General features: G+C 68.8%; 14 protein-coding genes. 4 read left to right on the top strand and 10 right to left on the bottom strand.

Going from position 1 to position 14056, the window contains the following annotated elements; translation table 11 throughout:
* Window position 1: 1 nt before the first annotated feature.
* The 5 genes from ABFY20_RS11850 to ABFY20_RS11870 form a co-directional block, all read right to left on the bottom strand.
* A complete protein-coding gene (locus ABFY20_RS11850) occupies window positions 2-280 on the bottom strand; it encodes a hypothetical protein (protein WP_368496451.1) in 279 nt (92 codons plus the stop codon).
* 114 nt (window positions 281-394) lie between these two features.
* Entirely contained in the window at window positions 395-1621 is a 1227-nt protein-coding gene (locus ABFY20_RS11855) for a family 1 glycosylhydrolase (RefSeq protein WP_368496452.1), read from the bottom strand.
* A 15-nt stretch (window positions 1622-1636) separates the two neighbouring features.
* Window positions 1637-2536, bottom strand: a complete 900-nt coding sequence (locus tag ABFY20_RS11860) for a carbohydrate ABC transporter permease (RefSeq protein WP_368496453.1) — start codon at window positions 2534-2536, stop codon at window positions 1637-1639.
* Window positions 2536-3489 carry a carbohydrate ABC transporter permease gene (locus tag ABFY20_RS11865; protein ID WP_368496454.1) on the bottom strand — a complete coding sequence of 318 codons (954 nt, stop codon included), beginning with the start codon at window positions 3487-3489 and terminating at the stop codon, window positions 2536-2538. The genes ABFY20_RS11860 and ABFY20_RS11865 overlap by 1 nt, the downstream gene beginning before the upstream one ends.
* Window positions 3490-3540: 51 nt before the next feature.
* On the bottom strand, window positions 3541-4884 hold the full coding sequence (locus ABFY20_RS11870) for an ABC transporter substrate-binding protein (RefSeq protein WP_368496455.1): 1344 nt from the start codon (window positions 4882-4884) through the stop codon (window positions 3541-3543).
* Between the two features lie 135 nt (window positions 4885-5019).
* Between ABFY20_RS11870 and ABFY20_RS11875 the strand changes: the two genes are divergently transcribed.
* Both ABFY20_RS11875 and ABFY20_RS11880 read left to right on the top strand, forming a co-directional pair.
* Window positions 5020-6024, top strand: a complete 1005-nt coding sequence (locus ABFY20_RS11875; protein ID WP_368496456.1) for a LacI family DNA-binding transcriptional regulator — start codon at window positions 5020-5022, stop codon at window positions 6022-6024.
* Window positions 6021-7904 (top strand): glycoside hydrolase family 2 protein, encoded by a 1884-nt coding sequence (locus ABFY20_RS11880; RefSeq protein ID WP_368496457.1) that lies wholly within the window; start codon window positions 6021-6023, stop codon window positions 7902-7904. Before ABFY20_RS11875 ends, ABFY20_RS11880 begins: the two co-directional genes overlap by 4 nt.
* Before the next feature lie 96 nt (window positions 7905-8000).
* On the opposite strand, the gene ABFY20_RS11885 is transcribed toward ABFY20_RS11880, so the two are convergent.
* The gene (locus tag ABFY20_RS11885; protein WP_368496458.1) at window positions 8001-8324 is read right to left on the bottom strand and encodes a hypothetical protein; all 324 of its coding nucleotides are present in this window, start codon (window positions 8322-8324) and stop codon (window positions 8001-8003) included.
* 57 nt (window positions 8325-8381) lie between these two features.
* Here ABFY20_RS11885 and nadE point away from each other — a divergent pair, with 57 nt between their 5' ends.
* Window positions 8382-9206, top strand: a complete 825-nt coding sequence (gene nadE / locus ABFY20_RS11890) for an ammonia-dependent NAD(+) synthetase (protein WP_368496459.1) — start codon at window positions 8382-8384, stop codon at window positions 9204-9206.
* A 20-nt stretch (window positions 9207-9226) separates the two neighbouring features.
* Here the strand turns inward: nadE and ABFY20_RS11895 are convergent, their stop codons facing one another.
* Window positions 9227-10063 carry an alpha/beta fold hydrolase gene (locus ABFY20_RS11895; RefSeq protein WP_368496460.1) on the bottom strand — a complete coding sequence of 279 codons (837 nt, stop codon included), beginning with the start codon at window positions 10061-10063 and terminating at the stop codon, window positions 9227-9229.
* 206 nt (window positions 10064-10269) lie between these two features.
* Here ABFY20_RS11895 and ABFY20_RS11900 point away from each other — a divergent pair, with 206 nt between their 5' ends.
* Window positions 10270-11304 (top strand): LacI family DNA-binding transcriptional regulator, encoded by a 1035-nt coding sequence (locus ABFY20_RS11900; protein WP_368496461.1) that lies wholly within the window; start codon window positions 10270-10272, stop codon window positions 11302-11304.
* Here the strand turns inward: ABFY20_RS11900 and ABFY20_RS11905 are convergent.
* Genes ABFY20_RS11905 through ABFY20_RS11915 form a run of 3 tightly spaced genes read right to left on the bottom strand, consistent with a single transcriptional unit; the run spans window position 11252 to window position 14053 of the window.
* Window positions 11252-12124: an ATP-binding cassette domain-containing protein gene (locus ABFY20_RS11905; RefSeq protein ID WP_368496462.1), complete on the bottom strand. Its 873-nt coding sequence runs from the start codon at window positions 12122-12124 to the stop codon at window positions 11252-11254. The two genes, ABFY20_RS11900 and ABFY20_RS11905, sit on opposite strands and share 53 nt — an antisense overlap.
* Window positions 12108-13034 carry an ABC transporter ATP-binding protein gene (locus ABFY20_RS11910; protein ID WP_368496463.1) on the bottom strand — a complete coding sequence of 309 codons (927 nt, stop codon included), beginning with the start codon at window positions 13032-13034 and terminating at the stop codon, window positions 12108-12110. The genes ABFY20_RS11905 and ABFY20_RS11910 overlap by 17 nt, the downstream gene beginning before the upstream one ends.
* Entirely contained in the window at window positions 13031-14053 is a 1023-nt protein-coding gene (locus ABFY20_RS11915; RefSeq protein ID WP_368496464.1) for an ABC transporter permease, read from the bottom strand. Before ABFY20_RS11915 ends, ABFY20_RS11910 begins: the two co-directional genes overlap by 4 nt.
* Window positions 14054-14056: the final 3 nt, after the last annotated feature.

Here is a 14056-nt window from a genome sequence, read left to right on the forward strand (position 1 = left end):
CTCAGCTGCCGCGGTGCGGGTCGGAGCCGGCGGCCTGGTCGTCGCTCGTGGTGACCCGCAGGGTGCCGTTCAGCTTCCAGGTCGCTCGCGGCGCATCCGGACCGATGTCTCGCGGAACCTCGACCGTCATGTCGATGAAGCTGTAGTTGACCGCGGCGCCGCGACCGGTGAGATACGACCACATCTCGCGGCCGAGATCGGTCCAGTCGGTGATGGAGTGGCTCTCGGGCCCCGAGGCGTTCGCAAAGGGGTCTGAGCCGGTGTTCGTGGTGTCGGACATGGGGTGCGTCCTTTCTCGTGTCGGGATCGTACCTCTGTACCTACCACCAGTCCAGCGACAGTGGGCGATACACCTCCGACTATCCGTGGAGCGCAGTGGCCGGCCGCTCGCGCGTCACCCTCGGCGAGCCTGCTCCGCGAGCCCCCGGTACACCTCGAAGGCCTCGTTGCGCACGCGCTCGAGGCCGAGGTCGGCTCCGCGCACGAGGTCGACGATGCCGAAGTGCAGCATCCAGTCGTCGGGCTTCAGCTGGTCGAATCGGTACAGCCAGTCGACCATGGAGAAGAACGGGAACCAGGTGAACCCGACGATGTCGTGACCGTCTCGACGCAGCTCGGCGAGTACCTCGGCCGATTCGCGCATCCAGGCGATCTTCTCGGCGGGGCTGCCGACGAGCGAGGTCTCGGTGACCGCGATCGGCAGGCCGTAGCGCTCGGAGTACAGCTCGATGAGGGTGCGCAGTCCCCCGCCGTCGTTGTGCACCGGCTTCAGCACCCCGTCGACGAACTCGCCGGTGGTGAAGTGGGGGTAGTAGTTGACGCCGATCACGTCGGGAACGACGGGGTTGTCGCGGAACCACTGCAGCTCGGCCTCGGTGACCCCGTGGGAGGTCAGCCACGGATGCAGGGCCGAGTTCTCGTCGAACCGCCCGGTGATGAGGTCGAGGGCAACGAAGCGCCGCTCCTCCAGCAGCTCGCGCGACATCAGCGGCGACTCGCCCTCACCGCGGTAGAGGAACCCGGCGTCGACGTGGACGAAGGCGGCGGCGGGATGCACGGCGGCGATCTCCTGCTGGGTGCGCACCATGCCGCGAGCGAGCTGCATCGTCACCGTGACGAATCCGTCGTGCCCGGAGAGGTACGGCGGCCACTTCGCGTTCTCACCGCACCACTCCGCGTTGACGAGCGGCTCGTTGAGCGGGGTGAAGTCGGTGAACACGTCGCTGTAGCGCTCCGCCACCGCCCGACCATAGGCGGCGACCCGCTCGGGGTAGGAGGAGTTGAGGAACGAGTTCTCGAGCCACAGCGGGGTGCCGTAGTGCATGAGGTCGACGATGCAGCGCAGACCGAGCTCGCGCATGCGCCGGGCGACCTGGTCGATCCACGACCAGTCGAACTCGCCCGGCCGCGGCTCGACGAGGTACCAGGGGATCCCCCAGCGCAGGAACTCGGCGCCGCTCTCGGCGACGAGCTCGAGGTCGCCCTCCCAGCGCGCGTAGTGCTGCGTGAGCTCGTACTCGTCGAGCTTGCGGTGCCCGAGGGCCTCCTGCGGGATGAAGGTGTCTTCGATGCCGACGCCGTAGTGCAGGCGGCCGTCTCGGAACCAGGGGGTGTCGCTCACGCGGCATCCTTTCGTCTACTTGAGCCCCGTGGTGGCGATGCCCGCCACGAAGCTGCGCTGGATGAGGAGGAAGAACAGGATGACGGGCAGCATCGCGAGGAGCGAACCGGCCATGAGCAGGCCGTACTCCACCACGTGCTGACCCATGAACAGGGCGAGGCCGGCGGGAAGCGTCGAGGTCTCGACCGACGACGACATGACGAGCGGCCAGAGCAGATCGTTCCAGTTGTACTGGAAGTGGAAGAGCCCGAGCGTGAGGAGCGCTGGGCGCGACAGCGGCAGGATGATGCCCCAGTAGATGCGCCACTCGCTCGCCCCGTCGACGCGCGCTGCCTCCTCGAGATCTTTCGGCAGCGAGAGGAAGAACTGCGTGAGGAAGAAGATTCCGAACGCGTTCGTCATGCGCGGCACGATGAGACCCGGCAGCGTGTTCGTGAGCCCGAGCCCGTTCAGCATGTCGTAGAGCGGGATGAGCGTCACCTGGAACGGCAGCATGAGCAGCAGCAGGATGAGCACCATCACCACCGCACGCCCCTTGAACGGCAGGCGCGCGAGCGCATAGGCGGCCATCGAGTCGAACAGCAGCGAGATGATCGTGACGCTGCCGGCGAAGACGATGGTGTTGACGTAGAGGCGGGCGAACGGGATGCGCTCCCACACCTCGGAGAAGTGCTCGAGCGTGAGCTCGCGCGGCCAGAGCGTGGGCGGGGCGCTCACGATGTCGCTCTCCGGTTTGAACGCCGTGAAGAGCATCCAGATGATCGGGAGCAGCATGAGCAGGCCGATGGCGATCGAGGTGATCGCGAGCAGCCAGCTCGCCGCGCGACGGGAGGTGGCGGCGCGGCTCCTGGCCGGTGCGGGGCGTGAGGGGTTCGGGCGCCTCGGCGGAGCGGGGTCGAGCATCGTCGTGGCCATCAGTAGGTCACCTGCTTCCGTCGGAGGTAGCCGAACTGCACCATCGACAGCACGAACACGAACAGCACCAGCACGAACGAGATCGCGGAGGCGTAGCCGAAGCGGAGCTCCTGGAAGCCCTGGCGGTAGACCAGCATCACGAGCGTCTCGGTGCGGAAGAAGGGCCCGCCCCGGGTCATGACGTAGATCTGGTCGAAGGCCTGCAAGGTGGCGATGAGCGCCAGCACCGACACCAGCAGGGTCTGGTTCGACAGCAGCGGCAGAGTGACGTTGCGGAAGCGCTGCCACACACCTGCGCCGTCGAGACGGGCGGCCTCGTACATGTCGACCGGGATCGACTGCAGCCCGGCGAGGTAGATGACCATGTAGAAGCCGACGTTCTTCCACACCCCCACCACCATCACGGCCGCCATGGCGTAGCGCGGGTCGCTCAGCCAGCCCTGCTCGGGCACGATGCCGACGAGGCTCAGCCAGTGCGAGAGCAGGCCGATGTTCGGGTCGAGCAGGAACGCCCAGGCGATGGCGATGATGCCGAGCGAGACGATGAACGGCAGGAAGATCGCGGTGCGCGCGAAGGCCCGGCCGAGGAAGGCCTGGTTGAGCATGAGTGCGAAGGCCAGCGCCAGCACGACGGTGACGGGGGTGACCACGACGGCGTAGAGCACCGTGTTGCCGAAGGCGTTCCAGAACGCGTCGTCGGAGAGCAGCTCGACGTAGTTGTCGAGCCCCACCCATTGGGCCGCACGAATGAGGTTGTAGTCGGTGAACGACAGGTACGCCGCCTGCACCATCGGGTAGACGGTGAAGGCGATGAGGATGAGCAGGGTCGGGGTGAGGAACAGCCACGCCGTGAGGGAGCGCCGGCCCGTGACGCTCATCCGTCGCCGTCGTGGCGGGGAGGTGTCGGGGCGCTCGGCGCGCACGCGGGGTTCTGCTGTCGACGTCGTCGTCATGGGAGAAGCCTTTCCGGAGGGCGGATGCGGTCGGCACCCGCCCTCCGAGGATCACTTGTCGAGTTCGGCCTGCACCTGGGCCGAGGCGGCGGTGAAGATGTCCTGGACCGACCCCTCGCCGTTCAGCGCCTTCTGCACCGAGGGGTTGAAGATCGTCTCCATGATCGGGCCACCGGCGGCGATCCCGGGAAGCAGGGTCTTCGACACGCTCGTCACGTCTTCGGCGCCGAAGATCGCGGGGTACGGGCTCGCGGTGACCTTGTCGGCGACGTCGGCGCGGTTGGGCGGGAAGCCCGATCCGTCGGACCAGGTGGTCTGACCCTCGACCGAGTTCCAGTAGGCGAAGAACTCGTAGGCCGCCTCCTTCTTCGCGTCGCTCGTACCGGCGGGCAGTCCCATCGACACCACGTCGGCGAGCACCGCCTCGTCGCTCGGGCCGGCCGGTGGCTTCGCGAGACCGTAGTTAAGGCCCGCCTCGTCGAAGCCGGTCGTCATCCACGGGCCCACGATCTCGATCGCCGCCTTCTCGGTCTGGAACAGCTTGTCGGCGTCGGCCCCCGACATGCCGATCTGCGTCGCCTTCTGGTCGCGGATGAGCGACACCCAGAAGTCGAGCGCCTCGATCGAGGCCGGATCGGCGAGCGTCGACTCGGTTCCCTCGGCGTTGGTGATGCCGCCGCCGGTGCCCCAGAGCAGGGAGGCCATGACGGGAACGGTCTCGTGGTCGGCGATGGCCAGGGCGTACTGCTCGGGTTTTCCGTCGCCGTTCTCGTCGACGGTGAGCTTCGGCACCATCGTCGCGAGCTCGTCCCAGGTGGTGGGCGGCGCTTCGGGGTCGAGGCCCGCGGCGCTGAACAGGTCTTTGTTGTAGTACATCATCATCGGGGTGAAGTTCACGGGGACGCCGTAGTTCACCCCGTCGTAGACGGAGGCGTCGACGGCGGCCGTGGCGAGGGCCGCGGAGTCGTGCGCGTCGTCGGTGTAGTAGTCGTCGAGGCCCTCGAACAGGCCCTGGCTGGCGAACTGCGGCATGCGCGACGCCGACATGGCGATGATGTCGGGGCCGTCGTTGCCTGCCACCGAGGTGAGCACCTTCTGGTAGAGGGTGTCCCACGGCATGATGTTCGCGGTGACCTCCACCCCGTCCTGCGAGGCGTTGAAGTCGTCGATGACCTTCTGGAGGGCGGGGCCGTCGGGGCCGGTGAACCCGTTCCAGAAGTCGAGTGTGACCTTGCCCGAGGCGTCGGTCTCATCACCCCCGCCTCCGCCGGAGCCCTGCCCGGTGCAGCCGGCGAGCGCGAGACCCGCGATGGTGAGCGCCGCGACCGCGGTGAGCGGGCGGGCGGCTCGGAAGAGACGCCGTTCACGGGAACGGCGCCGGTGCTGTGTCTTCATCGACTTCTCCTCAGATTGGTCGTTCAACGTTGAACGAAGCGACGAATACCGTTATACATGAACGGTAATCGTTGAACAAGGCGTTACCGTGAGGGTTATCGTCGGAATGCTCTCGATTGGGAAAGGAGGTCGGCGATGGGGCGGCCCACACTGAAAGACGTTGCCGATCGTGTCGGCGTTTCGGCCAAGACGGTCTCGAACGTGGTGAACGGCACCGGTTGGGTGACCGCGGAACTGCGCGAACGCGTGCAGCTCGCCCTGGTCGAGGTGGGGTACCGGCCGAACGCCGCCGCGCGGCAGCTGAGGAGCGGCCGCAGCGGCATGATCGCCCTCGCCGTGCCCGAGCTCAGCCAGCCCTACTTCGCCGAACTCGCCGCCGAGCTGGTGCGCGAGGCGCAGGGTCGAACGATCACGGTGCTGGTGAATCAGACCGACGGCCTCGCCGACGTCGAGCGCAAGATCAGCGAGGGCATCGGAGCGACGGCCGTCGACGGCATCATCATGAGTCCCCTGGCGCTCGGAGCGAAGGAGCTCGAGGGCCGGCACGACAGCACCCCGCTCGTGCTGCTCGGCGAGCACATCGGCGACAGCGCCTTCCCGCACGTGACCGTCGACAACACCGCAGCCGCCAAGGCCGCCACCGAACACCTCATCGGCCTCGGCTGCCGCCGCATCGTCGCCGTCGGCGCGCAGCAGCACGGCCCGAACGAGACGGCCGTCCTGCGCCTCGCGGGGTACCGCGCGGCGCTCGAGGAAGCGGGGATCGACGTCGACGAGTCGCTCATCCTCCCCGTCGACGGCTTCCACCGCGAAGACGGGGCCCGGGCGGCGCGCACCATCCTGAGCGAAGACCTCCGGCCCGACGCCGTGTTCGCCTTCAACGACCTCCTCGCCCTGGGTGCGATGCACGTGCTCGCCACCGCCGGGGTCAAGGTACCCGACGACGTCGCCGTGATGGGCTTCGACGACATCGAGGAGGGGCGCTACGCCACGCCCGCCCTCAGCAGTGTGTCGCCTCACACCGGCGAACTCGTCACCAAGGCCATCGATCTCCTGTTCGCCCAGCCGGCCGAGCCGGGCATGCACACGGTGGGGTTCTCGATCGCCCACCGTGCCAGCACGAAAGGACCAGCGCAATGACCGCCTCGACCTCCCTCATCGGCGTCGACGTACTCCCCCGGGCCGCAGCGCAGCGAACGACCGCCGAGACACCGCCCGACGCCACCGCGCTCGACGGCGCGTACCCCCGGCCCCAGCTCGTGCGCGCCGCATGGTGCGAGCTGTCGGGCCCGTGGGAGTTCGCGTGGGACGACGGGCTCGAGTACACCCACGACGAGGTGCCCTTCTCCCGGGTGATCGAGGTGCCGTTCCCCCCGGAGTCGCCCGCCTCGGGCATCCACGACACCGCGATGCACCAGTCGGCGTGGTACCGGCGCACGGTCGGCGCCGCAGAACTGCAGCAGGCGGGTGCGGCGCCGGGCGCCGCCGGCCGGGTGCTGCTGCACTTCGGCGCCGTCGACCACGATGCGAGCGTCTGGGTGAACGGCACTCTGGTGGCGCAGCACTCGGGCGGGCAGACGCCGTTCACTGCCGACGTCACACCGTTCGCCGGCGATGCGGCACGGCGTGGCGACGCCGACCTGACCGTGGTGGTGCGGGCCGTCGACCGCCCCGACGACGTGTCGGTGCTGCGCGGCAAGCAGGACTGGCGGGAGGAGCCGCACGCCATCTGGTACCACCGCACCACGGGCATCTGGCAGCCGGTCTGGCTGGAGTGGGTGCCCGAGGTCTCGGTGAGCGACATCGTCTGGCGGGCGGATGCCGCGACCGCGACCGTCGAGGCCGAGATCGAGCTCTCCGGCGCGGTGGGCGCAGCAGCGACGGTCGAGGTGGAGCTCACCCACGACGGCGAGACCGTCGCCGCCGGCTCGGTGCAGACCCTCGGCCGGAGCCAGGCCTCGGTGCGGCTGGTCATCCCCCGCCAGCTCAACGGCCAGCAGTACGAGGAACTGCTCTGGAGCCCCGCGCGGCCGACGCTCATCGGCGCCACGGTGACCCTCCGCCGGCCGGCCGAGCCGCAGCCGATCGACACGGTGTCGAGCTACCTCGGCCTGAGAAGCGTGGCCGTGACGGCGGGAGCCTTCCTGCTGAACGACCGACCCCTCCCGCTGCGGGCCGTGCTCGCCCAGAACTACTGGCCGGAGACCCACCTCGCCGCCACGGCCGGGATGCTGCGCCGGGAGGTCGAGCTCATCCTCGAGCTCGGCTTCAACGCGGCGCGCGTGCATCAGAAGGCCGAAGACCCGCGCTTTCTCTACTGGGCCGATCGCCTCGGGCTGATGCTCTGGGGCGAGACGGCGAGCGCCTACGCCTTCGACCCACGGGCGGTGACGGCGCTGGTGTCGGAATGGACGGCCGTGCTGCGACGCGACCTGTCGCATCCGTCGATCGTGGCCTGGGTGCCCCTCAACGAGAGCTGGGGGGTGCAGCACATCGCTCACGACGAGCGGCAACGAGCGTTCAGTCGTGCCGTGACCGAGCTCACGCGCACGCTCGACGGCACGCGCCCCGTGATCTCGAACGACGGATGGGAGCACACCGACTCCGACATCATGACCATCCACGACTACGAGGCCGACCCGGCCGTGCTCGCCCGCCGCTACGGCGACCGTGACGAGCTCGACCGCATGATCGACGGCTTCGGGCCGGCCGGGCGGCGTCTGGTCGTCGGCGGGCGATCGCACGGAAGCCGCCCGATCATGCTCACGGAGTTCGGCGGGGTGAGCCTCGCGACGGGGGCCGCCGGCGACTGGGGCTATTCGAGCGCCCGCGACACCGAGGCCTTCGAGCAGCAGGTCACGGCCATCCTCACCGCGGTCGGCTCGGCCGAACCGCTGGCCGGCTTCTGCTACACCCAGCTCACCGACACCGGCCAGGAGACCAACGGCCTCCTCTACGCCGACCGCTCCCCCAAGTTCCCCCTCGACCGCATCCGCGCCGCCGTCCAGGGCACCCCCTGACCCGAGCCTTCGCGAGCAGCCCTCCGCTACCGCGCGGCCCGGTCGACCCGGAGGACGAACGCAGCGTGCGCGACCTTGTTCGTCGCGGGCAGCGGGCTATGAAGCACCTGGACGTGGTTCGCGCTCGAACGAGCGGTACTCGACCTCGAACTCTGATCCGAGTTGGACCGCGAGCTCTTCCGCGAGACCGCGTCCTTCGACCTCGTAGCGGTGGAGCGCGTCCGTCGAGCGCCACTCGAAGTCGTCGGTGAGCAGGCCGTAGTAGGCGACTTCCCAGGCGCTCAATCTCGCGACGAGGTCGTGGGACAGGCCCGTCTGCTCCAACGGGAAGGGACCGCTCAGCCAGATGGGGGTGTCGGCGTAGTCGGGAAGGAGCCGCACGACTCGTGCGTCGGGCGCGTCCGTCTCGTGGGGGGTCATGGTGACATCCTCACCGAAGGGGCGACGCCGGTGGGATGAAGCGAGGATAATCGACGTATGCGTGCGCTTCAGAAGGACATCATCGACGAGCTCGACGTTCGGTCTGAGATCGATCCCGCGGCCGAGGTCGAGCGGCGGGTCGGGTTTCTCCGCGACTACCTGATGACGACGGGGGCAAAGGGCTTCGTGCTCGCCGTGAGCGGCGGGCAGGATTCCAGCCTCACCGGGCGGCTGTGCCAGCTGGCCGTCGAGCGACTGCGTGAGGAGGGTGTCGACGCGGAGTTCGTGACGGTGCGGATGCCCTACCGGGTGCAGGCCGACGAAGACGACGCTCAGCTCGCCCTGCGCTTCATCGGAGCCGCCCCCGGCGTCGTGGTGAACATCGAGCACGGGGTCGACGGTGTGGTGCGCGACTACGCCGACGCGACCGGTACGGCGATGTCCGACTTCGCGAAGGGCAACGTCAAAGCGCGCACCCGCATGGTGGCGCAGTACGCGCTCGCCGGCGAGCGGGGGTTGCTCGTGGTGGGCACCGACCATGCCGCCGAGGCGGTCACCGGGTTCTTCACGAAGTTCGGTGACGGCGGGGTCGACATCACCCCCCTCACCGGGCTCACCAAGCGCCAGGGCAAGGCGCTGCTGCAGCACCTGGGGGCCCCCGCCCGCCTCTACGAGAAGGCGCCCACCGCCGACCTGCTCGACCACACGCCAGGGCAGACCGACGAGAGCAACCTCGGCCTCGCCTACAGCGACATCGACGACTACCTCGAGGGCCACGAGGTGGCCGACGACGTCGCCGAGGCCATCGAAAAGCGGTTCCTCGCCACCCGCCACAAGCGGGCGGTGCCCGCCACCCCCTTCGACCGGTGGTGGCGGGCCTGAGCCGGCACTGAGCAGGCCTGCTACGCCTTGATGAAGGCGAGCAGGTCGGGGTTCAGCACGTCGGCGTGCGTGGTGAGCATGCCGTGGGGGTACCCCTCGTAGATCGTGAGAGTCGAGTTCGCGAGCAGTTCGTGCTGCTTGAGCGCAGCATCCTTGTAGGGCACGATCTGGTCGTCGTCGCCCTGCATCACGAGCACCGGCACGGTGATCGACTTCAGGTCGTCGGTCTGATCGGTCTCGGAGAACGCCTTGATGCCCTCGTAGTGGGCGAGCGCGCTGCCCATCATGCCCTGGCGCCACCAGTTCTGGATGACCGGCTCCGACGCCTCGACGCCGTCGCGGTTGAAGCCGTAGAAGGGCCCGGCCGCCACGTCGCGGAAGAACTCGGCGCGGTTGGCGGCGAGAGCGGAGCGGAAGCCGTCGAACACCTCGATCGGCGTGCCCTCGGGGTTGGCGTCGGTCTTCACCATGAGCGGCGGCACCGCCGCCACGAGCACGGCCTTCGCCACCCGCCCCTGCGGCTCGCCGTACTTCGCCACGTAGCGAGCGACCTGGCCGCCACCGGTCGAATGCCCGATGTGGATGGCGTTGCGGAGGTCGAGATGCTCGACCACGGCGGAGACGTCGCTGGCGTAATGGTCCATGTCGTGCCCGGTCGCGATCTGCGAGGAGCGCCCGTGACCACGCCGGTCGCTCGCGACCACCCGGTAGCCCTCGCCCAGGAAGAAGAGCATCTGGGCGTCCCAGTCGTCGGACGACAGCGGCCATCCGTGGTGGAACACGATCGGCTGCGCGTCAGCGCTCCCCCAGTCCTTGTAGAAGATCTCCGCGCCATCGTCTGTGGTCACAAACGGCATTTCGCACCTCCGGTGTCGTGTCGCACCGAGCCCATCCCGGTCGACGGTGTTGACCTCCGCGCGCGTCGGCGGTGCGGAGTGCGATAACTGTAGCGCTGCCATCGACGACCGATGTCGGTGTCGGCGGATGTTGGGCAGACGTTCATCCGGTGCATCGATTACCCTGATTCGAGGCACCAACCGACGACACGTGAGGGGCAGCACCCATGACCGACGCACCCGGCCGCCGCCCGACGATCGCCGACGTCGCAGCCCTCGCAGGGGTCTCCCGCGCTGCCGTGTCGAAGGTGTTCAACGGCACCGGTCGTATCTCGGCGCCGACAGCTGCCCGCATCCACGACGCCGCACGGAAGCTGAACTGGACTCCGAGTACCGCGGCCGTGGCACTCCGGCGATCGCGGAGCCGGACGGTGGGCCTCGTGCTCAACCGGCCGGGGGCGCTGGAGATCGGTGCGACGAGCTCTCTTCTCATCTCGGGCCTCGAATCGGTGCTGGCGCCTGCCGGGTACGGGCTGCTGCTCTATCTCATCGACCGCACTCCCGAAGACGAAGCCCGCGCCTACCGGGCGATGGCCGACGAACGGCGAGTCGACGGCGTCATCCTCACCGACAGCCGGTACGGCGACGGTCGCTTCGCCCTCATGCGCTCCCTCGGCTTGCCTGCCGTGCTGATCGGGACACCCGACGAGGGCGACCCGGTGCCCCATCTCGACTCGAACCCTCCCGGTGCGGGCATCGACGACGCGGTCGGCCATCTCGTCGATCTCGGGCACGAGCGGATCGCCTACATCGGCGGCCCCGACGACAGGGTCCAGGCGCGGGAGCGACGGCTGATGTTCGAGGCGGCAATGGCCTCAGCGCGGCTTCGCCCGATCGCCTCCATGGCCGTGCCGTACAGCCCGGAGCACGCCGCGGAACGAACCGCGGCGCTTCTCGACGGCACCGCCGCGCAGCCGACCGCGATCATCTACGGCTCCGACCCGATGGCCATCGCGGGGATCAGCGCCGCTCGCGCGCGCGGTCTCGCCGTGCCCACCGATCTGTCGGTCATCGGCTTCGACGGCCTACCGATCGGCGCCTGGATCGACCCCAGCCTCACCACCGTGCAGCGCGACGCGGTTCAGCGCGGTCGTGCCGTGGCGACGAAGCTGCTGGAGATCCTCGGGGAGGCGGTGGTGGTGCAGGAGATCAGCCGACCCCACCTGCTGGTGCGGGGTTCGACCGGTCCGGCTCCCCGGTAGCCGTGCCGTCGAGGCGTGGCGAGGCGGCCAGGAGCGTGCGGGTGTAGTCGTGCTGCGGGTGGCTGAAGATCGTCTCCGTGTCCCCCGCCTCGACGACGTCGCCGCGATAGAGCACGAGCACCTTCTCCGCCACCAGTCTCACCAGCGCCAGGTCGTGCGAGATGAACAGGTACGCCAGACGCAGCTCCTCGCGGAGGGTCATCAGCAGCTTGATGATCTGTGCTTGGATCGAGACGTCGAGCGCTGAGACGGGTTCATCGAGGATGAGCAGCTGCGGGTTCACACCGATCGCCCTGGCGATGGCCACCCGCTGCCGCTGACCTCCCGACAGCCGACTCGGATAGTCGTCGGCGAACGACTCGGGCAGGCCGACCTGCCGGAGGAGCTCTTTCACCCGGCCCTCCCGGTCGGCGCGCGCGACGACGTCCTTGTGCACCGCCCACGGTTCGGCGATGAGTTCGGACACGGTCCTTCGCGGATGCAACGAGGCGTAAGGGTCTTGGAAGATCATCTGGAGGTGCCTCCGCTCAGCGCGCATCTGGGCCGGCGTGAGGGTCAGCAGATCGACCCCGCGGAAGCTGACGGTGCCCGCATCCGGTTCCACCAGACGGAGGACCGAACGCGCGAGCGTCGACTTCCCCGACCCTGACTCGCCCACGATCGCGAGGCACTCCCCCGCCCGCACCTCGAAGCTCACCTCGTTCACCGCCCGGACGGTGGTGCGCACCCCGCGGCGACGCGGGCCGCGGAACTCCTTCGTCAACCCGTCGACCCGGAGGATCGGTTCATCGGCGATAGTCGGTTCATCGGCGATAGTCATTGACTGCCCCTTGTTCGAGGATGGTCTCACCCATGACCGGGGTGATGAGCGGGTCGTCTCGGCCGTCGTCGACGGAGGCCACGCCGTCCTCGAGCGACCGCAGGTCCTGCCAACGCGCGGCCCGGGCAGGATGGGCGGCGAGCAGCGCCTTGGTGTACGGATGCCGCGGTCGCTCGAACACCTCCTCCAGCACTCCACGCTCGACGATCTCGCCGCGGTACATGACGAGCACGGAGTCGGCGACGAGTCGTGCGACGGCGAGATCGTGGGTCACGAAGATGACGGACATGTCGTGCTCGCGCTGCAACCGGCGAAGCAGCCGGAGGATGCCGGCTTGGACGGTCACGTCGAGTGCCGTGGTCGGCTCGTCGGCGATGAGCACCTTCGGCTTCAAGGCGATGGCCATGGCGATGCAGATGCGCTGTCTCATCCCTCCGGAGAACTGATGCGGATAGTCGTCGATGCGAGACGCGGCGTCGGGGATGCCCACGGACTCCATCAACCGCAACGCCTCCTCACGGGCCTCGCGGCGGCTCGCACCACGGCGCACCCGGAGAATCTCGGTGAGCTGCGACCCGACGGAGAAGACCGGGTTCAGACTGTCGAGCGAGTCCTGGAACACCATCGACAGCCCGACGCCGCGCACCGCCCTGAGCTGCTCCTCGCTGCGCCCGACGATCTGCTCGCCGTTGTAGAGGATCGACCCGGTGACCTGACCGGGGCGATCGACCAGGCCGAGCAGGGCTCGTCCCGTGACGGTCTTGCCCGATCCGCTCTCCCCGAGCAGGGCGAGGCTCTCCCCTTGCGCGAGCGAGAACGAGACACCGCGCACGGCATCGACGTCGCCCCGCTCGCCATGGAACGTGATGCGCAGGTCGTCGACCTCGAGCGCGGCCGGTGAGTCGCTCATGAGCGCGTTCCCTTCTCGATCGCGGGGCGGTCGGAAGCCCTGCGCGAGACGCGGGTTCGTCGTGCCGGTTTCACGAAGAAGCCGCGCTGCGTGGGGTCTTCGATGGCCCGCAGCCAGTTCGACAGCAGGTTGGCAGCCAGAGCGGTCGCCACGATGGCCAGTCCCGGGAAGACCGTCACCCACCACGCCACGTTCAGGTACGAGCGGCCGTCGGCCACCATCATGCCCCAGTCGACGTCGGGTCTCTGCAGGCCGATGCCGAGGAAGCTGAGGCTCGCGGCGGCGAGGATGACGTTGGCGACCTCGAGCATCGCGAGCGTGCGCACGGTGGGGGTCACCATGGGGGTGATGTCTTTCGCCATGATGCGCCAACTGCTGGCCCCGATCGACCGTGACGACTCCACGAACACCCGCTCGCGCAGTTCGAGCGTCTGAGCGCGAGCCGTGCGCAGGTAGACGGGGATGCGCGTGACCGCCAGCACGAGGACCAGGTTCGTGATGCTCGGCTGGAGCACGTACAGCACAGCGAGTGCCAGGAGGAGCGAGGGCACCGTGTGCAGGATGTCGGCGAGTCGCATCAGCACGGTGTCGACCCAGCCTCCGAAGAAGCCCGAGACGACTCCGATGGCGAATCCCACGACCGCCGAGATCGCCACCGTGCACGCCGCGACGACCAGGGAGGTGCGCGCTCCCACGATGAGCTGGAGCAGGATCGGCCGGCCCAGGCTGTCGGCGCCGAGCACGAAGGCGAAGCCGTCGTCGAGGCTGAAGGGCGGGAGGAAGCGCAGGGCGAGGTCTTGGTGGTTCGCGGCGTCCGTGACGAAGATCGGCACGACCGCCGCGATCAGCACGAGCACGACGAGCCAGAGCGAGCTGATGAGGGCACTCGGCGAGGCCGCCAAGAGCTTCAGATCGGCACCTCGCCCGCGCCGAGAGCCCCGCCTGGCCCGTGAGCCCTGCTCGGAGGGCGCAGCGGCGCTCGGAGGGCTCGTGGTGGCGGCTGCCTGGGTCGGAGTCATGAT

This window comes from Herbiconiux sp. A18JL235, from assembly GCF_040939305.1.
Classification (GTDB): domain Bacteria; phylum Actinomycetota; class Actinomycetes; order Actinomycetales; family Microbacteriaceae; genus Herbiconiux.

Excerpts from the sequence above, each read along its gene's own strand:
- ABFY20_RS11850 (WP_368496451.1), bottom strand. The coding sequence starts at position 280 with ATGTCCGACACCACGAACACCGGCTCAGACCCCTTTGCGAACGCCTCG.
- ABFY20_RS11895 (WP_368496460.1), bottom strand. The coding sequence starts at position 10,063 with ATGCCGTTTGTGACCACAGACGATGGCGCGGAGATCTTCTACAAGGAC.
- ABFY20_RS11865 (WP_368496454.1), bottom strand. The coding sequence starts at position 3,489 with ATGACGACGACGTCGACAGCAGAACCCCGCGTGCGCGCCGAGCGCCCC.
- ABFY20_RS11885 (WP_368496458.1), bottom strand. The coding sequence starts at position 8,324 with ATGACCCCCCACGAGACGGACGCGCCCGACGCACGAGTCGTGCGGCTC.
- ABFY20_RS11905 (WP_368496462.1), bottom strand. The coding sequence starts at position 12,124 with ATGACTATCGCCGATGAACCGACTATCGCCGATGAACCGATCCTCCGG.
- ABFY20_RS11900 (WP_368496461.1), top strand. The coding sequence starts at position 10,270 with ATGACCGACGCACCCGGCCGCCGCCCGACGATCGCCGACGTCGCAGCC.
- ABFY20_RS11875 (WP_368496456.1), top strand. The coding sequence starts at position 5,020 with ATGGGGCGGCCCACACTGAAAGACGTTGCCGATCGTGTCGGCGTTTCG.
- nadE (WP_368496459.1), top strand. The coding sequence starts at position 8,382 with ATGCGTGCGCTTCAGAAGGACATCATCGACGAGCTCGACGTTCGGTCT.
- ABFY20_RS11915 (WP_368496464.1), bottom strand. The coding sequence starts at position 14,053 with ATGACTCCGACCCAGGCAGCCGCCACCACGAGCCCTCCGAGCGCCGCT.
- ABFY20_RS11860 (WP_368496453.1), bottom strand. The coding sequence starts at position 2,536 with ATGGCCACGACGATGCTCGACCCCGCTCCGCCGAGGCGCCCGAACCCC.
- ABFY20_RS11910 (WP_368496463.1), bottom strand. The coding sequence starts at position 13,034 with ATGAGCGACTCACCGGCCGCGCTCGAGGTCGACGACCTGCGCATCACG.
- ABFY20_RS11870 (WP_368496455.1), bottom strand. The coding sequence starts at position 4,884 with ATGAAGACACAGCACCGGCGCCGTTCCCGTGAACGGCGTCTCTTCCGA.
- ABFY20_RS11880 (WP_368496457.1), top strand. The coding sequence starts at position 6,021 with ATGACCGCCTCGACCTCCCTCATCGGCGTCGACGTACTCCCCCGGGCC.